The organism is Bhargavaea cecembensis (assembly GCF_001619585.1).
In the GTDB taxonomy this organism is placed as follows: Bacteria; Bacillota; Bacilli; order Bacillales_A; family Planococcaceae; genus Bhargavaea; species Bhargavaea cecembensis_A.
In genome coordinates, this window is record NZ_LQNT01000009.1 from 539920 (window position 1) to 565243 (window position 25324).

Genomic DNA, 25324 nt, shown 5'->3' on the forward strand with positions numbered 1-25324 from the left:
ATCTGCAGATTCACTTCAGTTCTTTCGCAAGTCCGTACCAGATCCGTGTGACTCGGCCGGCTTCCCTGAACAGCCGCTGATTCAGACGGCCGCATACGTCGCGGAGCCAGCGGCTATGGGGATCGGAGGGAACGATTCCCCTGCCGATATCCGTCAAGATGATGACCAGCCGGTCGGGGTCCGCAGCTTCAATAAAGCGGAACACGTCTTTCATGGCGGACTCCTCGTCTTCATGGTTGGATGATATGTAGGTTTCCAGTCCGGCAAGAACCACCCGGCCGGACTCAGGTTCCGGCAGCCGGGAAAGATCTCCCGCCTCGATCCATTGCAATGTTTCACCGGAAAGCGCCGTTCTTACGTACTCGCGCTTCCCGTTATGGGCTCCTCCGATATAAATGTGCATCGCTTTCCCTCCTCCCATGACCTGCGGCTGGACCATTCCAACCTGTACAAACCTCCTGCCGGCATGGTCCATCCGAAAAAAGGCCGGCGCTCCGGAGCAAGATGATTCAGCAGGATCCTTGCCGGGCCTCCATGCGTGACAATGGCCGCCGACCGGAACCTCCGTTTCCTGAGTTGCTCAAGCCCCCGCAGCACACGGTCTTCCAGGCGGTCAAACCGCTCACCGCCGGGCGGATGCTCAGTTGCCGGGTCGTCAATCCAACGGCGATAGCGAACGTCTTCTTTCAGGTCGTCATACGTTTTCATTTCCCAGGCGCCAAAATCAACCTCCCTGAATTCAGGGAGGGGTTCGTACGGCAGCCCGGGAAATAAAAAACCGGCAGTCTGTCTGCACCGAAGGAGATCGCTCCCCGTCAGGCAATCCGGAAAGAATCCGGCCGGACCGGCATCTGTGCATACAGGGACATCGCTCCACCCGACATACCGGCGTTCCCGATTCGCAGCTGTTTCAAGATGCCTGATCACATACAGAACAAAAGAATCGTCCATAAAAGCAGCTCACATCCTTCGACAAATGCACCGGCCAGATCACCGGTGGCACCCCCGAAATTCCGGACCGTCCAGTTTCTGAAGATCAGAACCGCCACGAAAACCGCCGCAACCCCGACCGCCGGAAATAGCAGGCTCTCCGACCAGGCTGCCGCAGCAGCCCCGCCCAGAGCGAGCATGGCCGCGGCAGGAATGCCAATGCGGAACCCTTCCAGTTTCCCGATGAAAAACACAAGCACACCCGAACGTTTCGCCTGTGCAGTAATCGACAGATAAATGGAAAGCCCTGCCCGTGCAGCAAACGGCACGAATACCGCAAATGCGGGTACCAGTCCTTCCCTGCCAATCAATTCTGACAGGACCGCGAGCTTTCCGAGAAGCAGAAACAACAGTGCCATCGTGCCGAATGCCCCAATCCGCGGATCTCCCAGAATCTCCAGACGCTTGTTTTTCTCGCGGTAGGAAAAGTACGCATCCCCCATATCCGCCCAGCCGTCCAGATGGAGCCCGCCTGATAAGACTGCAAGCATCAGTACCAAAACAAAGGCCGTAAGGAACGGTTCCGTTCCTCCGGGCCCGGCAGCCAATGCAGCTGCTGACCATGATACGGCGCCGATCAGTGCGCCGACCACCGGATTGAGTGTGAACATCCAGATTGCCTCTTTCCTGCCGATTGGCAGGTTTTTGCGCACAGGCACCGCCGTGAAAAACTGAATGGCGAGAAGTAAGCCGCGGATCATCGGCCTTCTTCTCCGAAAATCAGACCCCGGATGCGCGGCCAGTCCGCATAGTTGCGGAAATGGGCTGCCCACTCATCATACAGGGGCCGATAGGGTTCCCCTTCCTTGCCCAGTGAATCTTCTTCCTGAATCCCGTGGCCATCCATATAGGGCAACACGCCCAGGACCGGAAGCCCGGTATGATTCTCCAAAAAATCGATGCCGCTTTGGAATAGCCTGATATCGCCCCGGAACTTGTTGATGAGAATGCCCTTGACCCGATTTCTGTCCTGCATATCCAGCAGTGCAAGCGTGCCGATGACCGATGCGAACACCCCGCCCCGCTCAATGTCTGCAACGAGCAAAACCGGAACATCTGCCTCCCTGGCGACCCGCATGTTCACCATTTCCCGGTCGTTCAGGTTGACTTCTGCCGGACTCCCCGCACCTTCAATGACTACGGCATCATAACGGTCACCAAGAACCCTCAGCGACTTCCGGATCGCTTCCATGCCAATCCGAAAAAAGCGTTCCCTGTATTCCATTCCGTCCATCTCGCCGAACGGCCTGCCCAGAAGGAGGATATCCGCAGTCCTGTCATCTGCAGGTTTCAGCACAATCGGGTTCATCTCGGGCACCGGCGGGATTTTCGCCGCTTCCGCCTGCACACTCTGTGCCCGGCTGATATGGAGACCGTCACCAATATCAGTCGTGAAGGCCGACATATTCTGTGATTTGAAAGGCGCCGTCCGAATCCCCTCATCAGCGAGCAACCGGCAGATTGCCGTGCATATCATGCTTTTTCCGACATGCGACGCGGTTCCCTGGATCATGATCCCGTTCATACAATCCCTCGTTTCCCGTTTTCCGGTTTCCACCGGAGCGGTATGCCCGCATCCATTTCAAATGCGACGTCCGCCATTGAAACGAGCTGTTGGTGGATGCGCCCTAGCATTTCCGAATAAGCCCGGATATCCGCTGTGGCCGGATACGGCTCGTCCAGCACTTCATTGGACACCACCACGACAGCAGATGCCTTTTCTGTCATTTCAGATAGCGCACCGAGCATAGCATCTATTTTTTTCTCGAGGCATCCTTGCCGGCGGTGGCAAGGCAAGCCGCTTTCAAAGCCTTCATACATTTCATTGGCCAGCCATGTGGTGATGCAGTCGATCAGAAGCCCATCCCCTTCACGGATCATCGGCAGGACGCCCGGAAGATCTGCGGGACGCTCGATCGTCTCCCATGACTCCTGCCTGTCGGCACGGTCCTGCCGGTGATGCCGGATCCGGTCGTTCATTTCTTCATCGACCGGACGTCCCGTTGCGACATAAACGAGACGGCCTGCTGTATGGGTACCGAGCCAGTTTTCTGCGAATGCGGTCTTTCCGCTTCTGACGCCTCCACTTATGAAATCGAGTCTTCCCCGAACCATCCGGCAAGCGCCTCCTTCAGAACCTTCATCTTTTCCCGTTCCTTGATGCCCACCCGGAACCACGCCCCGTCCATGCCCAGAAAATTTTCCGAATGGCGGAGGACGATGCCCTGCCCGAGAAGCCCTCTGTAAAGCCCGGGGGATCCATTGGGGCGAAAGCTGATGTAGTTCGTTTCGCTATCGGTCACGGTGCATCCTGCCGCCTCCAGAAAGCCGGCAAGTTGCTGTCGTTCTTCCCTGCAGTACCGGACTGCCCGCTGACGGAATTCTTCCTCGCCAAAGCAGAGACTCCCGATCCTGGCGGCGATCCCGTTGACATTCCAGTGCGGAACAGCATTTCGGTGGCCGGCGATCCGATTTGGTGAACCGATCATATATCCGAGCCGGATGCCGGGAATGCCGTACATTTTCGTCATCGAACGGATGACGACGGTATTGGGAAATTCCTCAAGACGGGGGATAAACGAGTATTCCTCACCAGCGAAATCCATGAACGCTTCATCAATCACCAGCTCGCAGCCGGTCCGGAGCCCATGTTCTGCCAGCCGACGGATGGTCTCTTCAGGGATCCGCACACCGGTCGGATTGTTCGGATTGCATACATACAGCACATCCGCATCCTTCATTCTCTCCAGAACCCGGTCCTCAGGAAATTTCGGGTCGGCCGGGTCCGTAACAAGATCGGTACACTTGGCACCTTTTGAGAGCAGTGTGGCCCTGTATTCGGAAAACGTCGGATGGATGAGGAGAGCCGACCGGCCGCGGTACCTGTCCGCAATGACCGAGAACAGTTCCGCAGCGCCGTTTCCCGCCAGCACCCGTTTTCGGGGCACACCATGATAGGAAGCGGCTGCCGAGAGGAACGGTTCACCTTCCGGATCCGGATAATGCGGCAGCGCCTCCAGCAAAGATGGCCAACTTTTCCGGATCTCCTCCGGAATTCCGAGCGGATTGACATTTTCACTAAAGTCGAGCACCTGTTCCGGCACTTCCATGCCGAGCCGGTCATACAGGCGCAGGGGATTCGCCCCGTGTTCAGGCAACTGCAACAGCAATTCCTCCGATCAATAACCATAGTATGACAAACGCCCACGATGCAGCGTGCATCGCGTGCACCGATTCCGGAATATCCGCGGCCTCAAGAGGACGGTCCGGATGCCCCATCCTCGCCCGGTCGGACGGCACCCCCTGATAAGTGTTCAACCCGCCGAGTTCTGCGCCAAGCTGCCAGGCGGTAGCCGCCTCAAGCCAGCCGCTGTTCGGACTCGGATGCTTACCGGCATCACGCCGCCATCCGGCCAGCCGTTCCCGTAGCGGCAGCCCGCTCCGGTTCGGGGCGACTAGCAAGATGAGCAGCCCCGTCAGACGGGAGGGGATCAGGTTCAGCACATCGTCGGCCTTGGCCGAGAAATAACCGAACGATTCGTATCGTTCATTCCGGTAACCCACCATCGAGTCAAGCGTATTGACCGCCTTGTAGATCCAGATGCCTGGCGCCCCGAGCAGAATGGCCCAGAAAAGTGGCGCTGTCACGCCATCAGATGTGTTTTCCGATACGGTCTCCACAACCCCGCGCACAATCTCTGATTCGGGCAGCGACTCCGTATCCCGCCCGACAATCCAGCCGAGCTTTTCCCGTGCTTCCGGCAGATTTCCTGCCGCGAGTGGCCTGTACACCTCCACTGCTGCGTCCGCCAGGCTTTTCCGGGCAAGGCCTGCTGCAATCAGCAGGGACTCCGCTGCAACGCCCGCCGCCCGGTGGATACCGTAGAAAATACAGACGACTGCAGCAGCCAAGAGGCCGGAAGTCCCCGCGGTAATTATAAGCAACAGGAGCCCTTTTTTCCGGCGGTTCTGACCTTTATTCAGCCGGGTGTCCATAAAGGTGATCAGACGGCCGATCCAGCGGACGGGATGGGGCCATCCGGGCGGATCCCCAATCAACCTGTCAATCAGGAACCCGACCATACAGGCGATCAGATGATTCAGGATCATCGGCTTCCCCTTTCCAGGTCCGCCTTCCGCTTCCGGTACCGGCGGATGGCTTCGGCAGTGCACTCAAATACGCCCCGCCCTATTGCCTTCCCAAGTTCGGTGACGGTCCCGGCATACGGATAGCGGACCCCCCTCTGGGTGGCCGCGATCAGCAGGCTATCGGTCGAAGTGCCGGTCGCAACTGTACCGGTGAGCGGGTCAAGTACGTGCTCAGTCTGCATCGCTTTTGCCTTTGCTTCCGTTGCAGTGATCATTCCCTGTATAAGGGCTTCTTCCGAAAGATGCCCGTTCACGATGACCCAAGTATTGATGGTCCCTGCATATACATCACGATCAGTTCCGAGTGAGGCATCCACCGCATTGCCGACCCCTGCCGTGACACAAACGACAATGGGAGCATCCGGTGGCCCGTATTCGCCGATGACGGCATCTTCAGTCATCGCCGCTGTCATCATCGCCACCGTCTGGGTGAGCGGAAACCCGGTTTCATCCAGCCAGTTCCTCATCTCCGCTCCGGCGTCATCCGTGAAATAGTCGGCATCGACTTTACGGTTGACGAAGTGGCGGTACCAGCCGGCGCCGGCCCCGAACACTGCAGAAGATACCGTCATCAGAGGGATCCGGCTGGTGAGGTGGACATGTTCCCGGGACACCGAAAAATAGGCTTTCCGGATGATTTCCCGCCTGTCTTCCGGTTCCTTGGCGGGAAGAAGTGTGATTTGCGGCTTGGGGACTTCCGGGTGCATCCCTGCCCTGATCCGCGCCGAATAAACCCTCTCCATCTTCCGTTCGTCGACCACTTCGTCCGGTGTTCCGATCGCAGCCACTTCTCCACGGTCCATGAGAAGCAGCCGGTCGCAGTAAAGCGAGGCCAGGTTGATGTCGTGGAACACCGAGACGACGGTCAGACCGCTTTCCGTCGCCTGGCGCCGAACTGTATCCAACAGCTGCTGCTGATGCGCGATATCCAGATGATTGGTCGGCTCATCCAGGAGCAGCACAGGTGCTTCCTGGGCAAGCGCCTGGGCAACGAACACCCGCTGGCGCTCACCGCCGGACATGAATTCAATCTCAGTATCGTGATAATCCATGACCCCCATCTTATTCATCGCGCTCCGGACCGCACGCTCGTCCTTCTCGGACCATCCGGCAAACAGACCGGTCTGGTGAGGGTAACGGCCGAGTGCAACAGTCTGATACACAGTGTGGGAAAAGGTATCCGCCTGAAGCTGCGGAAGTACGGCAACCTGCCGGGCAAATGCCTTCCGAGAGTACTCGGATATCGGCTGCCCACCAATCTCTACAGTCCCGGAGTCAGCCGGAAGAAGCCCGCTCAGCATTTTCAGAAGGGTCGACTTCCCGCTCCCGTTCGGGCCGAGAATCCCGAGCATGGTACCGGTATCCACCTCAAACGAAACGGATCGGACCACCGGCGTTCCGCCATATCCGCCTGTTAATTCCTTTACACTAAGCATGACGGACCTTCCCCTTTCTCCTCTGCCGATAGAAAATAAATGCAAACACCGGCGCCCCGATAAATGATGTGATGACTCCGACAGGCAGCTCTGTGGGCGAAATGATGGTCCGGGCCACAAGGTCGCACAGAACGAGCAGCGTAGCCCCGTTCATAAAGGAAAGCGGAAGCAGGTGCCGGTGGTCGCTGCCCCACAATATCCGGGTCATATGGGGAACGACAAGCCCGACAAATCCGATTGTCCCCGATACGGCAACCGCTGAGCCTGTCAGGATCGAGCCTCCGCCGAGTATCATCCATTTGCGTTTCCGTACGTCCACACCGAGATGGTGGGCCCGTTCCTCACCGAACAGCATGGCATTCAGCTCTCGCCGGCAAAGCCAGAGCAGCAGGCCGCCGATCAGGAGGAACGGAAGGATCATCCAAACGTACTTCCAACCTCTCATCGATACGCTGCCGAGGAGCCAGCTGATAATCTGCCTAAGCTCTTCTCCTGTAAGTGCTATCATGAGCGATAGTACAGACCCGAGAAACGATCCGAAAATAACTCCCGTGAGGATGATGGTTTCCATTTTCAGTGACCGGTCGACCGCCCTCGCAAATCCGATCACCAATAGGAGCACCGCCATTGCGCCCGCCATGCTGAACAGCGGAAGGGTGTAGGTGCCGAACAGTCCGATGCCGAAAAAGAGTGTCGCCACGGCGCCGACTGAGGCACCGGACGACACTCCGAGGGTGTACGGATCGGCAAGCGGGTTTTTCAGGAGACCCTGAAAGGCTGCACCCGCCAAGGCCAGCGCTCCCCCGACAAGGCCTGCCAGCACAACCCTTGGCATCCGGATCTTCCAGAGGATGTTGGCGGCGATCTCATCCGCTTCCGGATTCCAGAGAACCCGGAAAGGAATGTTCACCGATCCGACGGAAACACCGAGCCAGAGTGCCAGCAGGAGCATGGCTGCCGATACCATGTATGCGGCGGCCGGACTCTTCTTATGCCGCCTGATCTTCTTCATCCTGTTCTGCTTCCCCGAAGATTTCCGGATAAACAGCCTTTGCCACTGCCTCCAGGCCGTCTGCGAGACGCGGACCGGTACGGCTTGTCATGCTTTCATCCAGCTGGATAACGGCCTCTTCCTTTATGGCGGTTACACCTTCAAAGGCCTCACGGGCGTAAACATCTTCTACTGCGGTATCGATATAATCATACATGACCAGGAGCACATCGGGATTTCGGCTGACAATTTCCTCCGGATCCATCATGACCCAGCCTTCCTGATCACCCGCAATATTTTCCGCATTGATGATGTCGAGGAACTGCTGCATGAATGTGCCGGATCCCGGCGTGTAGATTTCAGGTGCCGGGGAAGTTTCGACAAACACTTTCTTCTTGTCGGTAACTTCAGTCGCTTTTTCCTTGATCTCTTCCACTTTGGACTGCATTCCGCTGACGATTTCTTCAGCTTCGGCGGAATGGCCGGTCAGCTGGCCGATCTGTTCGATTGTTGCATAGGTTTCATCAAAATCCATAGCGTTCTTTACGACAAATACGGTGAGGCCTGCATCACGCAATTGCTGAAGTCCCTCTTCCCCGACGCCGAGTGCAGACTCGTGTGCGAACACGACGTCCGGCTGCATGCCGATGATTTTTTCGACGTTGAATTCCTGGCCGCCGATCTTTTCGACTTCCTGGGCTTCTTTCGGATAGTCGTCAAAGTCACTGACCCCGACTACTGCTTCTCCTGCGCCAACCGCAAAAAGGATCTCCGTGTTGCTCGGGATCATCGAGACGATCGCATCCGGTTCTTCCTCAATTGTAATTTCATTGCCGGCCGCATCGGTCATCGTGACCGGGAATTCCGCCTGTCCGGCTGATTCCTGAGCCGGTGCTTCTTCCTGTTCCTCCGCGGGCTTGTCTGCCGCTTCCTCTCCGTTGCCGCACGCGGCAAGCATCAGGGCAGCTGCGGGTACCGCAAGCCATCTAAGCCATTTCTTGTCCAAATCTGATTCCCCCTAATCTTTATGTATGGAACAGAAAAACCCCCCCGCGCGATGCGGGGGGCAGAAAACCGGCAGGACGGACACGCGGAAAAACGACCGCTGCCTGCACATGCAGGCGCCGTTCCACACCGGCCTGTCCTCGCAGGCGCATTCGGGTGTTATCCGCTGAGGCAGGTTTCCTGACTTGCGGCTATGAAGCCGCTCACAGTGGCGGGACCGTACCGGATTCTCACCGGATTCCCTTTTACCCCCGAAGGGCACCTCAGCGTCATCCGGCACATATTCATACCGGATATTCAATTCCTATTCAATTTAATCAGATGGCGCGAGATTTGTCGAGGGCCTCAAGGAAAAGCCGGAACTGCCGGATGTGTAAATGTATCAGCTGTATATAGCAACGTCTGAATGTATAGATCAACATCTCGCCCGAATATAGCAACGTCTCATGAACATTGGCCACAACCTGAAAACCGGCCCCTTCAGCCGAAGCTGAAAGAGGCCGGTCAAGATGATCTTACATCCGCTCCGGAGCGGCGACGCCGATCAGGCGGAGTGCGTTTGCAACAGTCGTGCGTGTTGCAGTAACGAGCGCGAGACGCGCTTCCGACAGTTCTTTGTTGTCCGGGTCGACGACTTTATCGGTCGAGTAGAATGTGTGGAACGCCGATGCCAGCTCCTGGATATAGGTTGCAATCCGGTGAGGCGCGCGGAGCTTCGCCGCGTCAGCGACAACCTGAGGGAAGTCCCCGATCTTCTTCATGAGATCGATCGCCTTCTCGCTTTCCTGGAGCAGCCCGACATGCTCATCCGAGCGGAACAGGCCGGCATCATCAGCCTGTCGCAGAATCGAACAGATACGTGCGTGGGCGTACTGTGCGTAGTAAACCGGGTTCTCATTGGACTGGGACACCGCGAGGTCAAGATCGAAGTCCATCTGCGAATCGCCGGAGCGCATAATGAAGAAGTACCGGACCGCATCAAGGCCGACCATATCGACAAGCTCGCGCAGCGTGACCGCCTTGCCGGTCCGTTTGCTCATCTTGAACTTCTCGCCGTCTTTATACAGCTGGACCATCTGCGACACGATCACTTCGAGCGTGTCTTTGTCGTAGCCGAGCGCCTCGATTGCCGCCTTCATGCGCGGAATGTAGCCGTGGTGATCGGCCCCCCAGATGTTGATCAGCTTGTCAAAGCCCCGCTGAAGCTTGTCCTCGTGATAGGCGATGTCCGGCGTAAGATACGTATAGGAACCATCCTGCTTGATGAGGACGCGGTCCTTGTCGTCACCGAATGTCGTTGAGCGGAACCAGGTGGCGCCGTCTTCCTCGTAGACATGGCCATTCTGTTTCAATTTGTCTAGGGCCGTGTCGATCTTGCCGGACCCGTAGAGCGACGATTCAGAGAACCAGTTGTCAAACGACACACGGAAGTCGGCCAAGTCCTGCTTGATCTTATCCAGTTCGATGCCGAGCCCATGTTTCCGGAACCACTGGAAGCGCTCCTCTTCTGGCATCTTGGCGAACTTGTCGCCGTGCTCCTGCGCTAGCGCATTGGCGATCTCGATGACATCCTTGCCGTGGTAGCCGTCCTCCGGCATTTCGCGCTCCTCGCCGAGTGCCTGGAAATAACGGGCCTCGATTGAATAGGCCAGGTTGTTGATCTGGTTGCCGGCATCGTTGATGTAGTATTCACGGGAAACGTCATAGCCTGCAAAATCGAGCACATTGCTGAGTGCGTCACCGATCGATGCGCCTCGGCCGTGGCCCAGGTGCAGGTCGCCTGTCGGGTTTGCGGAAACGAACTCGACCTGGATCTTCTCACCGCCGCCCGAATCGCTTCGGCCGAAGCCCTCTCCCTTCTCGAGAACGTCTTTCACAACGTCGCCGAGGTAGTCGGTCTTAATGGTGATGTTGATGAAGCCGGGGCCCGCGATGTCGACTGATTTGATCGGAGTGCCGTCGGTATCCAGGTTGCCGACGATCGCTTCCGCGATGGCCCGCGGCGGCTTTTTCGCGATTTTCGTCAGCTGCATCGCAATATTGGTCGCGTAATCGCCGTTATCCTTATTTTTAGGTGTCTCGAGCATCACGTCCGGCATATCTGCGCTTTCCGCGAGACCTGCCTTGTCCACTGCGCTGCCGAGCGCGTCCTTTAGCTGCTGTTTAATCTGTTCCACTGTGCTCATGCTTTTCCCTCCGAATAAGTAAATTCCACATCATAGGTGCCGACAGTCTCGCTGCCCGACAGCAAATCATATGCCGCTGAAAACCGTCCTGCGGATCCCGGTTCGTAGCGGACCGAATCGGTTTTCACCGTGAGCGGAAGGTCCACGCCTCCGTTGCCGTAGCGGCCTTCCCGCTGCTCGCCCGGGACGAGAGGAAGCCGCATCGAAACGGTTCCGTTTCTCATGATGAGCCCCTCTTCATGCCCCATGCGGACCATTGTGCGGATTTCCTGTCCGTCTCCGTTTTCCTCGAAGCTCAGATAGGTTCTGCCCGCTTTCTCGATCAGAAGGCCCTCCGCCCGGATGAAGTTCCGGAACGGCTTCTCGCCCGGCTGGCGGACCGTCGTGACGAGGCGGATGCTGACCGCCCTTCCTTCCTCGGGTATATTCATCTGGATGCCCCCGTTCATAGTCATTTCCCTATTATATCCCGCCCGCTATGCGGATTTCAATGAATGCCGGCTCCTCGTCCGACTGAGGTTAAGTTTTTCCGGTCGTCAGCCACGGATATCTGCCAAATTGGTATAATCGTTCCCATGGAGGGATGTCCATGTTCTACCAGCTCGCAATCAACTTCTGTATTCTGTTCACCTTTTCGGTGCTCAGCTATTGGCCGTTCCAGGACAGGGACCGCTTCCGGATTCCCCGGCAAAAATTTCATCCCTATCTGATCGGCACAATGGCCGGTATTACCGGACTGTTCCTCCTCCGTGCAGCCGTGCCTGTTGCTGAAGGGGTGATCGTCGATGCCCGTCTGCCCGTCATCATCCTCTCGGGTGTTTTCGGGGGACCCATTGCACCGATGGTATCGTCCGTTATTATCGGTCTCGCCAGAATCTGGACCGGTAATTTTGCGGAAGGCGCAATGACCGCCGGAATCAATACCATGGTAATCGGGCTGATCGCCGCCACCGTATTCTTCAGGTGGTCTCCGACATTCAGGAGTGCGAGATTCGTCTTTCATTTTACTGTCTTCCAGACCGCTGCCGTAATTGTATATATACAGCCGCCCGGAACCGGTGCCTGGCTGAACATTGTCCTATTTCTTTGTTATTCATATTTGTCTTTCTTCACGGTCGCTTTCATCCTTCGGGAGTTAAATACTCATTTCCGCAAGCTGGAGGGAGTCGAACAGCTTTCCAAAACCGACTACCTGACCGGTCTAAGCAACAACAGGACCTTCGGCGAGCAGGTGCAGACCTTTACGGACCGTCAGGAGGAACCGGTCTCCCTAATCCTGCTCGATATTGACCGGTTCAAAGCCGTCAATGACACGTATGGCCATCCGGCGGGCGATGAAGTTCTTCGTGAACTGGCAAAACGCATGAAACGGATCTCCCTCCCGGATAGAGCGGTCCTTTCCAGAAACGGCGGCGAAGAATTCTCCATCCTGCTTCCTGGCGTGGCAAAGGAAAAAGGAACTGCCATTGCCGAACAGGTCAGGTGCACCATCGCCGACAATCCGTTTATCGTGGACGGCGGGTTGTCCCTTCCAATCACGATTTCTCTTGGCGTCTGCACCTTCCCGGACGATGCTTCAGATGCAAAAGAGCTTTATGAACGGGCGGATCAGGCACTCTACCGAGCAAAGGAATCAGGACGGAACCTTGTTGTTGGCTACGGCCCGCAGCCAGTGCCATGAAAAATGACAGGCTATACACAAAAAGCGATGGACGGCTGCTACCTGGCCGATCCATCGCCTTTTTATTTAACAAATCCGAGCAGCATCTCCCGGAACAGCTTGCTTGCCGTATTGACCGTCTGTTCGGACGGATCGTAGACAGGCGCGACTTCGACAAGGTCAAAGCCGGCGACCCGGACATCTGAGCGTGCAATTTGATGGATCGACGCGAGCAGTTCGCGGGACGTGATGCCGCCGCAGTCAACCGTGCCCGTGCCCGGCGCGTGCGCGGGATCCAGGACGTCGATGTCAATTGTTACATAGACGGGGCGTCCGGCGAGCGCGGGAAGCACTTCTTTGAGTGGCTCGAGCACATCGAACTTTGAGATGTGCATGCTGTTTTCACGCGCCCACTCAAATTCCTCCTTCATTCCGGAACGGATTCCGAAAGAATAAACATTGCGGGGGCCGATGATATCAGCAATCTTGCGGATCGGCGTCGAGTGGGAATGTTCTTCCCCCTCATACTCGGTCCGGAGATCGGTATGCGCGTCGATGTGGATGATGGCAAGATCCTGATACTTTGCCGCCATTTCCTTCATAACCGGGAGCGAGACGAGGTGCTCGCCGCCCATCCCCGCCGGAACCTTGCCGTCTGCCAGAAGCTGTCGGATGAAACCGGCAATCAGATCAAGGGATTTTCCGGCGTTGCCGAACGGAAGCGGGATATCCCCTGCATCATAGTAGCGGATGTCGTCCAGTTCCCGGTCCAGATACGGGCTGTACTCCTCGAGACCTACCGATGCTTCCCGGATGCGCGCGGGGCCGAACCGGGAGCCCGGACGCCAGCTGACCGTCCAGTCCATCGGCATACCGTAGATGACTGTATCCGCCTCATCGTAGCTGCCGCCGCTTTTGATGAACACATTTCCGGAGTAGGCTTCGTCGAACTTCATTCGCCTTCTCCCTCCGCCAGGTCACGGACGAACTTCGGCAGCACGAAAGCCGCTCTATGCAGCTCTTCCGTGTAATACTTCGTGTCGATGTCATGGAACCGCTCTTCCTTCACTTCGAGGGGGTCGTGTTTTTTGGAGCCGAGTGTGAAGCACCAGAGCCCGCTCGGATAGGTCGGGATATTGGCGGTGTACATGCGGGTGACTGGGAAAATTTCCCGGACATCTTTCTGGACCTGGCGAATGAGGTCCGCCTTGAACCACGGGTTGTCGCTTTGTGCAACAAACAGCCCGTCCTCTTTCAGCGCCTTCGAGATGCCTGCGTAGAAGCCTTTTGTAAAGAGGTTGACCGCTGGGCCGACAGGCTCCGTCGAATCGACCATGATGACATCATATTCGTTTTCAGACTCTGCGATATGCATGAAGCCGTCGCCGACACGGACATCCACCCGCGGGTCTCCGAGCTTGTCCGCGATCGACGGCAGGTACTTTTTCGAGTACTCGATGACCTTGCCGTCAATATCGACAAGGACAGCCTGTTCGACCTGCGGATGCTTCAGTACTTCACGGATCACGCCGCCATCACCCCCGCCTACGACCAACACTTTTTTCGGGTCAGGGTGGGTAAAGAGCGGCACATGGGCAACCATTTCGTGATATACAAATTCGTCACGTTCAGAGGTCATCACCATTCCGTCGAGGAACAGCATGTTCCCCCACTCTTCCGTCTCTGCCATCTCCAGCAGCTGGAAATCTGTTTGTTCAACGTGCAGTGTCTGTTTGATCTTCATTGTGATTCCAAAGTTGTCCGTCTGTTTTTCTGTATACCATAACCCTGCCATGGGCTGCATTCCTCCTTTTATTAAAGGGAACCGTCCCGTACTGCCTGTATTCCCGGCCTCCACGAAACTAAGCTTCATTATACGGCCACAGGTCTTCGGTGCAACTGTTTTTTTAATAGATAGGACTTCTCGGAATCCACCGTCAGACGTGAACCGGAACTCGTATAAAATCCGCCGGATGAAACGCCGCCTGTCTGCACATACTTGCGGAAAAGCGCACGAAAGGCGGGAATGCGGTGAAACGGGCACATCTCAAACGGCAGCGAAAACGGCGGACGCTCGTGAAGCGGCTGCTGCTCCTTTCCCTGAGCCTCGGCGTGGCAGGGCTGGTCATGTACGGGGCGTTCCTTATCTATATTCATTCGGCCGGGCCCCCTTCCCTGAAGGTGCCGAACGCGACCGTCTTCCTCGACCGCAATGGCGACCCGATCGGCGACAGGCATTCAGGTGAGCGCCGCTATTGGGCTTCCCTTGATGATATGTCCCCGTTTCTGGCCGATGCGTTTGTGGCCGTCGAGGACAAGGACTTCTATGAACATAAGGGTTTCGACTATTCCCGTATCGCCTCCGCCGTGCTGAAGGATGTCAAATCGTTCCGCAAAGCGGAAGGCGCAAGTACCATTACCCAGCAGTATGCCCGCAATCTGTTCCTCACCCACCAGAAAACATGGACGCGGAAAATCAATGAAGCCGTCTACGCCAGAAGGATCGAAACGTTTTACGACAAGGACACGATTCTTGAAGGCTACCTGAATACCGTCTATTTTGGACATGGCATGTACGGTGCCGAGGCCGCAAGCAAGTTTTTCTTCGGCAAGGAAGCGAAGGATCTGACGCTGGCGGAAGCGACACTCATGGCGGCCGTGCCGAAGGGGCCGTCCGTCTATTCTCCGGTCGACCATCCTGAGGCAGCGTCGGACCGCCAGAAAATCATCCTCAATGCCATGATTCGGGAGGGGTATGTGACGCGCGAACAGGCTGATCATGCCCTTAATCAGCAGATTGCGCTGAAGCATGACCAGTGGGACGCTGGTGAAAAGGTGGCCCCGTACTTCCTGGATGAGGTGTGGCGCGAGGCCGAGAAACGTCTGGATGAAGCCGGACGCGACATCGCGGAAGGCGGCTGGACGATACGGACGACTCTCGACCCGTTCCACCAGAAGTCGGCTGAAGCCGCAGCGGATAAATGGATGCCCGACAACGGACTCCAGTTCGGCTTTATCACAATGAAGCCGGATAGCGGGCAGATCACTTCTCTGATCGGCGGCCGGGATTATGCCGCAAGCCCCTTTAACCGGGTCACCCAGGCGGAGCGGCAGTCCGGCTCTGCGATGAAGCCGGTTCTGTATGCAGCAGCGCTCGAGCAGGGATTCACGCCGCTCACGTTCCTGAAAAGCGAGCCGACCGTCTTCACCTTCGACGATGGACGCCAGGAGTACGAACCCAAGAACGTCAACGGCAAGTTTGCCGAGCGGCCGATTTCTCTCGCCCAGGCGCTTGCCATCTCGGACAATATCTATGCCGTCAAGACACTCGAGGAAATCGGTTACAAACCATTTAAAGACATGGCGGCACGCCTCGGCATCACCGGGAACTTTGTTGATGCGCCGGCGACCGCCCTCGGTACGACCGAGGTCACCCTCTATGAAATGACAGGTGCCTACAACCGCATCGCGTCAGGCGGAATGAGGGTCGTCCCGACGACGATTCAGTCAATCACGGATGCATCCGGCGAAACCGTCTACCGGAGCGGAGATGAGGACAAGGAGCAGCGGGAAGTGCTTGACCCGGCGGATGCCTTTGTCCTGACGCAGATGATGACCGGCATGTTTGACCCGGTCTTCAGCGACTACACCCCATCGACCGGCCTGTCGATGCGCCCGAGCCAGACACGTCCGTATGCGGCGAAGTCCGGCACAACGCTGTCCGACCAATATCTGATCGGTTTCTCCACTTCTCTGACAGCCGGTATCTGGGCAGGCTTCGACGAAGGACGCCGGCTCACCGAGAACAGCGACAAAATGGCAGCGAAGAAGATGTGGATTGAATTTATGGAAGATGCACATGCAGGCCTGCCTCCCGAGCCGTTCGCCCAGCCCGAGGGCGTCACAGGGGTCATCGTCGACGTTGATACCGGCGGGCTCGCCGTCGAAGGATGCGGCAAGCAGCGCCTCGTCTACGTCAAGGAGCGGAATGTGCCGCGGAAGCTCTGTACGGATCCCGCCCTCCGGCAAGAACGCTCCAAAGACACAAAAGACGGCGGGCCGATCCGGCTGTTCCCATTCTCATTTTTTGACTGAAGATGCGGGATGCATCCGTAAATCATCCCGAATCACGCAACCAAAAAACCCGCCCCGCCTCCAAATTTCGGAGGCGGGGCGGGTTATGTGCGGCGTTAGCTAGACGGCGCACTGTCCTAGCTTGTATTCAGCAAGCGTTAATCCAAGTTTACTCCCTTTTCGGGAGCGGTTCAACCGGCTGCAACCCTGCCGGTGAAACTGTCAAAGATCGTTCATAATTGCGTGATCATCCGGTGACGCCAAGCGCCTCCTGAAGTTCAGGGCTCCGTTCCCACAATTCCGGGTTCTGTTCCTCCAGGAATTCCGCAAGCACCTTTTTCGAGCGGTCATCCATTTTTTCGACGATAACATGGCGCTTCAGTGCTTTGTCCAGCAGGTTCACATGCTCCGGCAGGTTCTTATAGCCGCGCCGCTTTTCGCGGTTGACTACCATCTCCGCTGCCGTAACGCCGGCAAAGTAAGGACCGTCCTCTTTATAGTCGATCGCGACCCATACCAGCCAGTATGGCTTGCCGCCAGCAGAATCCTCGCGGTTCGGGGTGAACTTGACCCCCCGCTCCGTTTTGCTGCGGGCATGCAGCGCGCCGATCTCCACCTGCGCAAGTTCCTCTTCCACGTCGATGATGACCGGCGATACGTTTTCCAGCGAAATTGAACCGATGCCGTAGCCCTTATGCCCGGCGGTCGGATTGTCTCGGATGATCGTGAATTCCATTTTCGGTTTCGGTTTTTCTCCATTGGCCATGATCATACCCCCTTCCCTGCATTATAGCCAATCAGCCTCCAGCGTTAAAAGGACGGCGGCTCACTGGCGGATACAGGAGGAGAGTTCGCCAATGAAAGCAAAGGCCTCATCCATCTCCGCATCCGTATAGTTCAGCTTGTTTTTGACGATATGTACTTTTGCGATCTGTTCATCCCTCGGCAGATAGTCAAAATACAGCAGTGTGGAGACCAGTTCCAGGAAGCGGGAACTTTTCTCCTTCATCCGCCCGATGCACACGCCGAGTGTGTCCGGAACATCGCCCGCATCGCCGATAAAGTCCCGACCTTCTCCGGTCACCCGGTAGCTGTATTGCACATAAGATCCCTTGTCTTCGCAATTTTCCGCTAGGAAGCCCATTTCGCAAAGCTCCTCGATGCGGAGAGTCAGTTCCTCCGAGTAGGGGCCGTAAATGTGAAGCTCATATTTTTCCTGGAACGGGAAGTCCATCTTCTTGGCGATGTAGATCATCTTCTGCAGCTTCTTCCGCCCGGTCACCCCATCAGCCAGTGAAATGAACTGCACGACTTTTGCATGTTCCTGAAGCATCAAAAATGCCCTCCCTATTCTATGTGTTCAAGATGCTTAGGATTTGTTGCCTGAGCACTTTTTTCTTTTTGCCTTCCCTGAGCATGTCCTCAGGGAAATAGAGTTTGTGGTCCGTTCGCCTCTTGCCGGAAATGGCATCGACGATGTCGGACTCTCGGGACAGTTCCCGCAGTTCGCCGTCCCTCATCAGCAAGTGGATCGGCAGCCGCTCCTCTTCCTCGCCCGGACGGTAGAAGTCGTACGGCAGGTCCGATGAGGAGTCGACGACAAGATAATATTCCGGGTCGATCCCGGCTTTCCGGAACAATGTATCCAGTTCGCCGAGCTTCCGGTATTCCTTTGCCGGATTGAAATCAATGTACTGGAACAGCCGGCGGTTCACGAACCGGTCGCACAGGTCGGACAGGATTTCATCGTCCTCACGGATCCAGGTTTCAAAATAAGTCATCAGGATGTATTCATCCAGCGCGATATAATCAGTGAGATCGTACGTCTTGTCGAAGAACGACTTAAAATGGACGGGCTCCTGCTTGAACGTATACCCTTCTTCGCTCAAAACTTTCGCCCTCTGCAAGATTTTTACGAGGATCACTTCTGCAGAGCGTGACACCGGATGGAAGTATACCTGCCAGTACATCTGGTACCGGCTCATGATATAGTCTTCCACCGCATGCATGCCGCTCTGCTTGATGACAGCCTGTTCCTCGGATGGGCGCATGACCCGAAGGATCCTTTCCATATCGAAATGGCCGTAGCTGACCCCCGTGAAATAAGCGTCCCGCTGAAGATAATCCATCCGGTCGGCGTCAATCTGGCTTGAAATCAGGCTCACGACGAGCTTGTCCGGATAGGTCTTCCCGATGACGTCTGCCACTTTCTGAGGAAACTCTTCACTGACACGCCGGAGAACTGCATTCACCTCAGTATCCCCGAGCAGGATTTTCTGGGTGAACAGTTCATGGTCCAGATCGAATACCTTCTCGAAGGCATGGGAAAACGGCCCATGGCCGAGGTCATGGAGCAGCGCCGCGCACAGCGTCACGAGCCTCTCCGAATCATTCCACTGCGACCGTCCGCTGAAACTGTCGTCGATGATGCGGCGTACAATCTCATAGACGCCGAGCGAATGATTAAAGCGGCTGTGCTCCGCACCGTGGAACACGAGGTAGGTCGTGCCGAGCTGATGGATGCGGCGAAGCCGCTGAAATTCTCTGGTTGCAATCAGATCCCAGATCACCTGGTCTTTCACATGGATGTACCGGTGAACCGGGTCTTTGAACACTTTTTCTTCACTCAGTTTTTGTGTGGCATAGTCCATCATCTGGCACCTCCCGGAAACAGTGGGTCCTTCCAGTATACCTTGTCCGGCCCTTGTTTGGAACGGTCGGCGGCCACCTTCCCCTCCTAAAATCAAATCCGAAAAGATGCGCATTCTCCGACATTTCCAAATGGAACGGTATAAAACGCGGAACGGCTGTGCAAACTGACACCAGGCAAACATTCTATGAAGATGGCAGGAGGTACACAAATGGTGAAAGTCAGACAGGATGCCTGGGTAGAAGAAAACGACCGGCTGCTCGCGGATACGGTGCTGCGCCATGTACGTGAAGGAAGCACACAGCTTAACGCGTTTGAGGAAGCCGGTGACGCGATGAACAGGACGGCTGCGGCATGCGGGTTCAGATGGAACGCGGTCGTCAGGAAAGAATACGAAAAAGAGCTGGCCGAAGCGAAAAAAGAACGCAAAGCGAACCTCAAGGCGATGGGCAAAGATTTCCGCCGCAAAAACTCGGGACTCTATGTGGTTCCGGACGGAGCGGAGGGCGAAGGCAGGGCGGCGATCCGGCTGTCAAACCTCTCGCTTGATGTGGTGATCGCCTATCTGATGCGTCTTCAGCATACGAATCTCGCGGATCAGGAAACGATGAAGTGGAAGCATACTGCCGAAGCGGCGGAACGCCGGGTCGGAGAGCTTGAGTCGGAAGTCGCACGCCTCGCCAGGGAAAATGATGAAATCCGGGATGATTATGAGCAGTTCGTCCAGATTATGAACCGCGCGCGCAAATTGGTCGCCTTCGAAGAGGACGAGAACTCATCGGCCGTCTTCCGGATGGAGCAGAACGGAAACCTGGTAAACAATGATGAGCAGCAGGCACACTGATGCCGCGGCTCGTGCATAAACAAACGGCAAGGATACCATCGCCTGCGGAATCAGGCGGCGGAGTCCTTGCCGTTTGTTCGGTTGATGGAACTGGCTCAAATACCTTCGAGCAGCTTGGCGTTCCGTTCGACGACACGCTTCAGGTAGGTCGTGTACAGGTCTATTTCATCCCCTCCGATAAAGCTGTCACGGACATTACCCGACGACAGTACGTGCAGCAAGCGGCGGACCCGGCTGTTCAGGTCTGTGACGGTTACCTCCGCGCCAAGCAGTTCGGATAGCGAGGCCATCACTCCAGGCCGGATTGACGGATATTCAAACTTCGTCTCCTCTCCTTTCAGCCCTGCCGCGTACATATCGCCGATGAGCCGCGCACGCTCAGAACCGCTTCCTTCAACACACAGGTAGATCTGGACGGCGATTCCGCCGCGGAGCCTGCGCTGTGATATGCCGGCGAATTTCCTGCCGCCGATGCTCAGGTCGTACGAACCCGGGCAGTATGAGCCGACAATCTCATAGGCTTCGATCCGGCCGGCTGCTTCAGGCAAAAGCATGCGGACAAATTCGAGCATGACTTCATAACCCGCCGGGATGTCGATTGCCCTGCCTTTCTCGGACAGTGCGATCGTGATATTCAGAATGCCTTCATCGAGGACGACGGCGAGCCCGCCGGAATTCCGGACGATCGGCCGCCATCCGTTCAGCCGGAGCAGCTCTGTCGCGTCTTCTATATACGGCAGCCGGTGGTCCTGGATGCCGAGGACGATGGTACGGTCATGCACCCATGTGCGCACGGACGGCATACTTTTCCGCTGGCCGACGACATGGCAGAGCGTATCGTCCATGGCGAACGATTCCAGGGCGGACCGGCCGAGCCCGCTCACCGACTGGTCGATAAATCGCCAGGCCGGCTGCCGGAGAAGATTAAGCGTTTGTTCCATAGTTTTGTCTCCCATATATCTGATCCGCCCGCCCGGCGAGTGCCGGACGCGGTACGTTTTTTCATTCCAGAGTCAAGCATACACAAAAACCGACAAAACGGAAAACCGGGACTTTTTCACAAAACGGTGACACTGGGGCTTGCGCGCGGACCGTGCCTGCCTTCTGTGATAGACTGAAGCCATATGATCCCAAAGGAGTGTATCCACATGAACGAAGCTGCAATCACACTGGACGGCTGGTATGTCCTCCATGACTTCCGCACGATGGACTGGGCATCGTGGAAAGCTGTTCCTGAAGAAGAACGGAAAGCGGCAACCGATGAATTCATCGCTTACCTCGATAAGCTCCAGAAAGCCGACGACGAAAAGACAGGCAGCCATGCATTTTATACAGTGGTCGGCCAGAAGGCGGACTTCATGCTCATGACTCTGCGTCCGACTATGGACGAGCTCCAGCAGCTGGAGGCCGAGTTCAACAAACTCGCCATTGCGGACTACACGACTCCGACATATTCCTATGTTTCTGTTGTCGAGCTGTCCAACTACCTGGCGAAGGAGTCCGACGAAGACCCTTACCAGAATCCTTACGTCCGCGGGCGGCTATATCCGGAACTTCCTCGTTCGCAATATGTCTGCTTCTATCCGATGGACAAGAAGCGCGAAGGCGAAGACAACTGGTACATGCTCGATATGGACCGCCGTCGCGAACTGATGAGGAGCCATGGGCTGATCGGCCGCAGCTACGCGGGCAAGGTCAAGCAGATTATTTCCGGTTCCGTCGGCTTTGACGACTACGAATGGGGCGTGACACTCTTCTCCGACGACGTGCTCCAGTTCAAGAAACTCGTCTATGAAATGCGCTTTGACGAAGTAAGTGCGCGCTACGGTGTCTTCGGCTCATTCTTCGTCGGCACGATCCTCCAGGGAGATGACCGTACCTCCTTCTTTAATGTCCAGTAAATGAAATAATGCCCGGCGGCCTCTTTGGCTGCGGGGCATTTTTTGCTGCTATATACAGGCGGGGAAAACAGCCACCTTCTCCTATTTGTACAGTTTCAGCCTCTCAGATAATCCATGAATTCCTCTTCCAGCGTCATCGGATCCCAGTCAGTGAGAGCGGCGTCCATTCCGCGGAGTTCCGCGCGGTGCTCGATAAAACCATCTGCGATGTAATAGCCGAGGCGAGAGAAACTGTGCCGGGTTCCGCCGGACAGGCGGAACCATTCCTTATCCTTTTCGTTATTCCACCCGGTCTTCATATCGTCCAGGAACGATTCATGGAGCTTTTTCCTGTTTGCCATGTAGAACCCGTACCCTTCCTCGCCAAGCGCACCGAATGAGATATAGTCCGGCCGGCCTCTGGCCGGTACGGCCAGCTTGGACAGATAGATTGCACCGCCTTCAGACAAGAGGGTGACGAGCGGATGACTCCAGTCGACCTTCCGCCACCAATTTTGTCCCGATGCTTCTGCACACATTCGGTGATGGACGACATGACCCGTCTCGTGAGCCGCGACAAGGCGCAAGTTGTCGGTGTCCGGAGTCAGCATTTCAAGCGCATAGAACACTTCATCCTTTTTGGGGCCCGCGACAAATGCGTTCGAGCCGAAAGCACCGACAAACAGATGCTGATCATTGTCTGCGTCGATTCCGGTCGTTCCTCGGTATAGGTCGCGCACATTTTCGATTTCCTCGGGGAGCAGCTGGCCGGCACGCGAGATGTCATCCGCCTTTGCCGGATACTGCTCGATCGCACGGATGAGACGCTCGTCCGTCTGCGGGCAGTAATCCGGGAAGTAAACCCCGAAAATTTCAGGGTACCGGGCAAAATAATCCAGTAGTCCGTTCTTTGTCTTCAGTTCCCCGCTGTCCAGTCTCTCCATGAACTCATAGACCGTATTGTTGATCGCCAAATCAAATTCTCCTCCCGTCCAAATCCGGATATATGGAATGTACCCCCCTCCCTCCTCATATAGTCATTAGCGAGGGGGTCACACGATGGCGGTTGTACGAGCAAATGAAAAAGAAGTGCAACTGCTGGCGCGCTGATGCGCGCCGAAGCAGAAGGAGAAGGCGAACTCGGGATGCTCATGGTCGGCAACGTCGACGTCAACCGGGTCCGCGGCGACTGTTTGGATTTCGGGGACATCCGGACCATACAGCAGATGGTCTTCCAGAGTCCCGGCGGTTTCGAGGCGACAACGAAAGGCTACTTCTATCAGTGCCCGCGCACAGGACATCCGCCTGGCCCGCCGGGTCATCAACGGGGAGCGGTTCCACCCGGCAACCCGATCGCTCTGGTTTTTCATGCCGGAGGGTGAATGCCCGGCACAGTGGTATAACCAGTGGAATACTGGCCGCTTCAAGTCGCACTGCTTCTATTCGCCGTCCGAAAGTGATTGCCCGTCAGTATAAGTGAGAGAAAGGTGGAACAACATGGTCCAATACTATTGGAATCCGAACATGCGGCCGATGCCGATGCAGCCGATGCAGCAGCCACAGCAACAAATGGTCCCTCCGCAGGTGACACTGCCGACAGCTCCCCCGCGTCGAAATGAAGAATCCTACATTGAGAACATCCTTCGGCTGAACCGCGGACAGCCCGGCACGTTCCATTTCTCGTTCGAGCACGGGGAGCGACAAACGACAACGAAGACGGTACGCGGAGTGGTCGAACAGGCCGGACGAGATCATGTCATTTTGAGGGAAGCACGCACCGATCACCGCTTCCTGTTCCCGATGATCTACTTTGACTATGCGGAGTTCGACGAAGAGATCAACTATTTCGACTCGGCACCACGATAACAGGAAAGAGCCATCCGCCCCGGATGGCTCTTTTTCGTGTACGGGCTGAAGAAAATAAAATATGGGAGTCAATTTGGAATAATAGCTCCCGAATTGGAGCCCTGTTCACCGGACAATATCAAAACCGGCCGCCAGATGAAACGGCGGCCGGCTTCTGCGGCTTATCCGACATGCTTGACTGCTGCGATGATCACCATGATCCAGCCGGCGATAAAGGCAACGCCGCCGATCGGGGTGATTGCGCCGAGAATGCCGATCTGTGTCAGGGCGAGTACATAAAGGCTTCCGGAGAAAATAATGATTCCAGCCAGCATCAGCCAGCCCGCCCAGTTCAGCTGGGAAGCCGCACCGAGCAGTGCCTGGCTTTGCAGGATGCCGATCAGGATCAGGCCGAGCGCATGGTACATCTGGTATTTGGCCGCCGTCTCCCAGATGGCGATATAATGGTCCGATACCTTGCCCTCGAGACCGTGTGCGCCAAATGCGCCCATTCCAACCGAAATCATTGCATTCACCGCACCTGCTATCAAAAAGATTTTCACTTTATTCCCCTTCTTTCCGGCTTAAAAGTCGAAGATGGAATCACCGTTGGCCCCGTCCTCTTCGCGCCTCGGCGCGGCGGGACGAATGCCCTGCGGATCTGCCGGTGCGGCAAGAGGCACAGGCTTCACTTCCGGCATCCGGTTCTGCGGACTGCTGCCGAGCGCCGCTTCCGACAACGCACGAATGGCGGCGAGGGACTCCCGCTGTGAGGCCGGGTCGCCCGCGATTCTGGCCGCACGAAGATGGCGTTCCATTTCTTCGAGGATCCGTTCAATCGGAATCATCCGATCCCCTCCATTCCGTTAAGAGTGTATCATATCAAATTCCGCGTACTATCTGCGGTTCCGCACAATCCCGTGACAATTCACCGGGCATCCGTCCGGCACCAATCGATCTCGTTTTCGCCCCACTCCTTCAGGAAAGCGTTCGTACGGCTGAATGGCCTGCTGCCGAAAAATCCGCGGTTTGCGCTGAGGGGGCTTGGATGCGGTGACTCAATGACCGCATGACGCGCCGTGTCGATCAGCTTTTTCTTTTCCTGTGCGGGGCGGCCCCAGAGGATGAACACAAGCGGCGCCTCCCTCGCAGATAGTTTCCGGATCACTTCATCAGTGAGTGTTTCCCACCCTTTTCCGCGGTGGGAATGTGCCTCTCCGGAGCGGACCGTGAGCACGGTGTTCAGCATCATGACACCCTGTTCCGCCCATCCGGTGAGCGTCCCGTCATCGGGAACATCGCAGCCGATGTCCTTCTGCAATTCCTTGAACACATTTCGAAGGCTTGGCGGTTTCCGGATGCCCTTTTTCACGGAAAAACTCAGCCCGTGCGCCTGGCCGGGCCCGTGGTACGGGTCCTGGCCGAGGATGACTACCCTGACCGATTCGTACGGCGTCAGCTCAAACGCTGTCCAGATATCGTTCATCGGGGGATAGATTTCCCTCCCTGCATATTCCTCTTTCAGAAATTCACGCAGCTCCAGATAGTAGGGCTTGGAAAACTCTTCCCCGATCACGTCCTGCCAGCTATTGTCCAAAATCTCCTTTGCCATAT

At 56.4% G+C, this 25324-nt stretch carries 27 protein-coding genes, 1 pseudogene and 1 riboswitch; of the genes and pseudogenes, 6 read left to right on the top strand and 22 right to left on the bottom strand.

Annotated features, from left to right (window positions below; genetic code table 11):
- Positions 1–10 precede the first annotated feature (10 nt).
- From AV656_RS06300 to AV656_RS06355, 12 genes are all read right to left on the bottom strand, one after another.
- Positions 11–403, bottom strand: a complete 393-nt coding sequence (locus tag AV656_RS06300; protein ID WP_063179964.1) for a bifunctional adenosylcobinamide kinase/adenosylcobinamide-phosphate guanylyltransferase — start codon at positions 401–403, stop codon at positions 11–13.
- Positions 355–951 carry a histidine phosphatase family protein gene (locus AV656_RS16715; protein ID WP_063179966.1) on the bottom strand — a complete coding sequence of 199 codons (597 nt, stop codon included), beginning with the start codon at positions 949–951 and terminating at the stop codon, positions 355–357. Before AV656_RS16715 ends, AV656_RS06300 begins: the two co-directional genes overlap by 49 nt.
- Positions 924–1691, bottom strand: coding sequence for an adenosylcobinamide-GDP ribazoletransferase (locus tag AV656_RS06310; RefSeq protein ID WP_063179968.1), 768 nt, complete (start codon positions 1689–1691; stop codon positions 924–926). Before AV656_RS06310 ends, AV656_RS16715 begins: the two co-directional genes overlap by 28 nt.
- On the bottom strand, positions 1688–2515 hold the full coding sequence (locus tag AV656_RS06315; protein ID WP_063179970.1) for a cobyric acid synthase: 828 nt from the start codon (positions 2513–2515) through the stop codon (positions 1688–1690). The genes AV656_RS06310 and AV656_RS06315 overlap by 4 nt, the downstream gene beginning before the upstream one ends.
- Entirely contained in the window at positions 2512–3105 is a 594-nt protein-coding gene (locus AV656_RS06320; protein ID WP_063179972.1) for a bifunctional adenosylcobinamide kinase/adenosylcobinamide-phosphate guanylyltransferase, read from the bottom strand. The genes AV656_RS06315 and AV656_RS06320 overlap by 4 nt, the downstream gene beginning before the upstream one ends.
- Positions 3078–4154 carry a threonine-phosphate decarboxylase CobD gene (gene cobD / locus AV656_RS06325; RefSeq protein ID WP_063179974.1) on the bottom strand — a complete coding sequence of 359 codons (1077 nt, stop codon included), beginning with the start codon at positions 4152–4154 and terminating at the stop codon, positions 3078–3080. The genes AV656_RS06320 and cobD overlap by 28 nt, the downstream gene beginning before the upstream one ends.
- Positions 4141–5097 carry an adenosylcobinamide-phosphate synthase CbiB gene (cbiB, locus tag AV656_RS06330; RefSeq protein WP_063181282.1) on the bottom strand — a complete coding sequence of 319 codons (957 nt, stop codon included), beginning with the start codon at positions 5095–5097 and terminating at the stop codon, positions 4141–4143. Before cbiB ends, cobD begins: the two co-directional genes overlap by 14 nt.
- Positions 5097–6575, bottom strand: a complete 1479-nt coding sequence (locus AV656_RS06335) for an adenosylcobinamide amidohydrolase (protein ID WP_063179976.1) — start codon at positions 6573–6575, stop codon at positions 5097–5099. The genes cbiB and AV656_RS06335 overlap by 1 nt, the downstream gene beginning before the upstream one ends.
- Positions 6568–7587: a FecCD family ABC transporter permease gene (locus AV656_RS06340; RefSeq protein ID WP_063179979.1), complete on the bottom strand. Its 1020-nt coding sequence runs from the start codon at positions 7585–7587 to the stop codon at positions 6568–6570. The genes AV656_RS06335 and AV656_RS06340 overlap by 8 nt, the downstream gene beginning before the upstream one ends.
- Positions 7565–8572 (bottom strand): ABC transporter substrate-binding protein, encoded by a 1008-nt coding sequence (locus AV656_RS06345; protein WP_231877243.1) that lies wholly within the window; start codon positions 8570–8572, stop codon positions 7565–7567. The genes AV656_RS06340 and AV656_RS06345 overlap by 23 nt, the downstream gene beginning before the upstream one ends.
- A gap of 151 nt (positions 8573–8723) precedes the next feature.
- Positions 8724–8852: riboswitch (cobalamin riboswitch) on the bottom strand.
- Positions 8853–9086: 234 nt separating this feature from the next.
- Entirely contained in the window at positions 9087–10757 is a 1671-nt protein-coding gene (gene argS / locus AV656_RS06350; RefSeq protein ID WP_063179981.1) for an arginine--tRNA ligase, read from the bottom strand.
- The gene (locus AV656_RS06355) at positions 10754–11188 is read right to left on the bottom strand and encodes a DUF1934 domain-containing protein (protein WP_197462213.1); all 435 of its coding nucleotides are present in this window, start codon (positions 11186–11188) and stop codon (positions 10754–10756) included. Before AV656_RS06355 ends, argS begins: the two co-directional genes overlap by 4 nt.
- Before the next feature lie 158 nt (positions 11189–11346).
- Between AV656_RS06355 and AV656_RS06360 the strand changes: the two genes are divergently transcribed.
- Complete coding sequence (locus AV656_RS06360; protein WP_063179985.1) at positions 11347–12438, top strand: diguanylate cyclase; 1092 nt, start codon at positions 11347–11349, stop codon at positions 12436–12438.
- A 62-nt stretch (positions 12439–12500) separates the two neighbouring features.
- Here the strand turns inward: AV656_RS06360 and speB are convergent, their stop codons facing one another.
- Both speB and speE read right to left on the bottom strand, forming a co-directional pair.
- The gene (speB, locus tag AV656_RS06365; RefSeq protein WP_063179987.1) at positions 12501–13373 is read right to left on the bottom strand and encodes an agmatinase; all 873 of its coding nucleotides are present in this window, start codon (positions 13371–13373) and stop codon (positions 12501–12503) included.
- Positions 13370–14212, bottom strand: coding sequence for a polyamine aminopropyltransferase (gene speE / locus AV656_RS06370; RefSeq protein ID WP_063179989.1), 843 nt, complete (start codon positions 14210–14212; stop codon positions 13370–13372). Before speE ends, speB begins: the two co-directional genes overlap by 4 nt.
- Positions 14213–14448: 236 nt before the next feature.
- Here speE and AV656_RS06375 point away from each other — a divergent pair, with 236 nt between their 5' ends.
- Complete coding sequence (locus tag AV656_RS06375) at positions 14449–16512, top strand: transglycosylase domain-containing protein (RefSeq protein ID WP_063179991.1); 2064 nt, start codon at positions 14449–14451, stop codon at positions 16510–16512.
- Positions 16513–16738: 226 nt separating this feature from the next.
- Here AV656_RS06375 and AV656_RS06380 read toward each other — a convergent pair whose 3' ends face one another.
- The 3 genes from AV656_RS06380 to AV656_RS06390 are packed head-to-tail and all read right to left on the bottom strand — an operon-like array spanning position 16739 to position 19142.
- Positions 16739–17257, bottom strand: coding sequence for a YwhD family protein (locus AV656_RS06380; RefSeq protein ID WP_063179993.1), 519 nt, complete (start codon positions 17255–17257; stop codon positions 16739–16741).
- Positions 17258–17317: 60 nt separating this feature from the next.
- Positions 17318–17824 (bottom strand): YwgA family protein, encoded by a 507-nt coding sequence (locus AV656_RS06385; protein ID WP_063179995.1) that lies wholly within the window; start codon positions 17822–17824, stop codon positions 17318–17320.
- Between the two features lie 19 nt (positions 17825–17843).
- Complete coding sequence (locus AV656_RS06390; RefSeq protein ID WP_063181287.1) at positions 17844–19142, bottom strand: HD domain-containing protein; 1299 nt, start codon at positions 19140–19142, stop codon at positions 17844–17846.
- Between the two features lie 210 nt (positions 19143–19352).
- Between AV656_RS06390 and AV656_RS06395 the strand changes: the two genes are divergently transcribed.
- Complete coding sequence (locus AV656_RS06395) at positions 19353–19985, top strand: RsfA family transcriptional regulator (protein WP_063179997.1); 633 nt, start codon at positions 19353–19355, stop codon at positions 19983–19985.
- A 95-nt stretch (positions 19986–20080) separates the two neighbouring features.
- Here AV656_RS06395 and AV656_RS06400 read toward each other — a convergent pair whose 3' ends face one another.
- On the bottom strand, positions 20081–20926 hold the full coding sequence (locus AV656_RS06400; RefSeq protein ID WP_063179999.1) for a lipoate--protein ligase family protein: 846 nt from the start codon (positions 20924–20926) through the stop codon (positions 20081–20083).
- Positions 20927–21133: 207 nt separating this feature from the next.
- Between AV656_RS06400 and hemQ the strand changes: the two genes are divergently transcribed.
- Positions 21134–21886, top strand: coding sequence for a hydrogen peroxide-dependent heme synthase (gene hemQ / locus AV656_RS06405; RefSeq protein ID WP_063180001.1), 753 nt, complete (start codon positions 21134–21136; stop codon positions 21884–21886).
- A 95-nt stretch (positions 21887–21981) separates the two neighbouring features.
- Here the strand turns inward: hemQ and AV656_RS06410 are convergent, their stop codons facing one another.
- On the bottom strand, positions 21982–22839 hold the full coding sequence (locus tag AV656_RS06410; protein ID WP_063180003.1) for a hypothetical protein: 858 nt from the start codon (positions 22837–22839) through the stop codon (positions 21982–21984).
- An 85-nt stretch (positions 22840–22924) separates the two neighbouring features.
- On the opposite strand from AV656_RS06410, the pseudogene AV656_RS06415 reads away from it, so the two are divergent.
- Both AV656_RS06415 and gerQ read left to right on the top strand, forming a co-directional pair.
- Positions 22925–23341: pseudogene (locus tag AV656_RS06415) on the top strand (cell wall hydrolase).
- A 21-nt stretch (positions 23342–23362) separates the two neighbouring features.
- A complete protein-coding gene (gene gerQ / locus AV656_RS06420; RefSeq protein WP_197462214.1) occupies positions 23363–23731 on the top strand; it encodes a spore coat protein GerQ in 369 nt (122 codons plus the stop codon).
- A 161-nt stretch (positions 23732–23892) separates the two neighbouring features.
- Here the strand turns inward: gerQ and AV656_RS06425 are convergent, their stop codons facing one another.
- The 3 genes from AV656_RS06425 to AV656_RS06435 form a co-directional block, all read right to left on the bottom strand.
- Positions 23893–24273, bottom strand: a complete 381-nt coding sequence (locus AV656_RS06425) for a DUF423 domain-containing protein (protein ID WP_063180005.1) — start codon at positions 24271–24273, stop codon at positions 23893–23895.
- Positions 24274–24294: 21 nt separating this feature from the next.
- Entirely contained in the window at positions 24295–24558 is a 264-nt protein-coding gene (locus AV656_RS06430; protein ID WP_063180007.1) for a YwdI family protein, read from the bottom strand.
- A gap of 80 nt (positions 24559–24638) precedes the next feature.
- Positions 24639–25322: a uracil-DNA glycosylase gene (locus AV656_RS06435; protein ID WP_063180009.1), complete on the bottom strand. Its 684-nt coding sequence runs from the start codon at positions 25320–25322 to the stop codon at positions 24639–24641.
- Positions 25323–25324: the final 2 nt, after the last annotated feature.

Excerpts from the sequence above, each read along its gene's own strand:
- AV656_RS06430 (WP_063180007.1), bottom strand. The coding sequence starts at position 24,558 with ATGATTCCGATTGAACGGATCCTCGAAGAAATGGAACGCCATCTTCGT.
- AV656_RS06355 (WP_197462213.1), bottom strand. The coding sequence starts at position 11,188 with ATGAATATACCCGAGGAAGGAAGGGCGGTCAGCATCCGCCTCGTCACG.
- AV656_RS06300 (WP_063179964.1), bottom strand. The coding sequence starts at position 403 with ATGCACATTTATATCGGAGGAGCCCATAACGGGAAGCGCGAGTACGTA.
- AV656_RS06360 (WP_063179985.1), top strand. The coding sequence starts at position 11,347 with ATGTTCTACCAGCTCGCAATCAACTTCTGTATTCTGTTCACCTTTTCG.
- AV656_RS06320 (WP_063179972.1), bottom strand. The coding sequence starts at position 3,105 with ATGGTTCGGGGAAGACTCGATTTCATAAGTGGAGGCGTCAGAAGCGGA.
- AV656_RS06400 (WP_063179999.1), bottom strand. The coding sequence starts at position 20,926 with ATGGAACAAACGCTTAATCTTCTCCGGCAGCCGGCCTGGCGATTTATC.
- argS (WP_063179981.1), bottom strand. The coding sequence starts at position 10,757 with ATGAGCACAGTGGAACAGATTAAACAGCAGCTAAAGGACGCGCTCGGC.
- AV656_RS06340 (WP_063179979.1), bottom strand. The coding sequence starts at position 7,587 with ATGAAGAAGATCAGGCGGCATAAGAAGAGTCCGGCCGCCGCATACATG.
- AV656_RS16715 (WP_063179966.1), bottom strand. The coding sequence starts at position 951 with ATGGACGATTCTTTTGTTCTGTATGTGATCAGGCATCTTGAAACAGCT.
- AV656_RS06395 (WP_063179997.1), top strand. The coding sequence starts at position 19,353 with ATGGTGAAAGTCAGACAGGATGCCTGGGTAGAAGAAAACGACCGGCTG.
- hemQ (WP_063180001.1), top strand. The coding sequence starts at position 21,134 with ATGAACGAAGCTGCAATCACACTGGACGGCTGGTATGTCCTCCATGAC.
- AV656_RS06335 (WP_063179976.1), bottom strand. The coding sequence starts at position 6,575 with ATGCTTAGTGTAAAGGAATTAACAGGCGGATATGGCGGAACGCCGGTG.
- speE (WP_063179989.1), bottom strand. The coding sequence starts at position 14,212 with ATGGCAGGGTTATGGTATACAGAAAAACAGACGGACAACTTTGGAATC.
- speB (WP_063179987.1), bottom strand. The coding sequence starts at position 13,373 with ATGAAGTTCGACGAAGCCTACTCCGGAAATGTGTTCATCAAAAGCGGC.
- AV656_RS06380 (WP_063179993.1), bottom strand. The coding sequence starts at position 17,257 with ATGGCCAATGGAGAAAAACCGAAACCGAAAATGGAATTCACGATCATC.
- AV656_RS06385 (WP_063179995.1), bottom strand. The coding sequence starts at position 17,824 with ATGCTTCAGGAACATGCAAAAGTCGTGCAGTTCATTTCACTGGCTGAT.
- AV656_RS06435 (WP_063180009.1), bottom strand. The coding sequence starts at position 25,322 with ATGGCAAAGGAGATTTTGGACAATAGCTGGCAGGACGTGATCGGGGAA.
- AV656_RS06310 (WP_063179968.1), bottom strand. The coding sequence starts at position 1,691 with ATGATCCGCGGCTTACTTCTCGCCATTCAGTTTTTCACGGCGGTGCCT.
- gerQ (WP_197462214.1), top strand. The coding sequence starts at position 23,363 with ATGGTCCAATACTATTGGAATCCGAACATGCGGCCGATGCCGATGCAG.
- AV656_RS06315 (WP_063179970.1), bottom strand. The coding sequence starts at position 2,515 with ATGAACGGGATCATGATCCAGGGAACCGCGTCGCATGTCGGAAAAAGC.
- AV656_RS06390 (WP_063181287.1), bottom strand. The coding sequence starts at position 19,142 with ATGGACTATGCCACACAAAAACTGAGTGAAGAAAAAGTGTTCAAAGAC.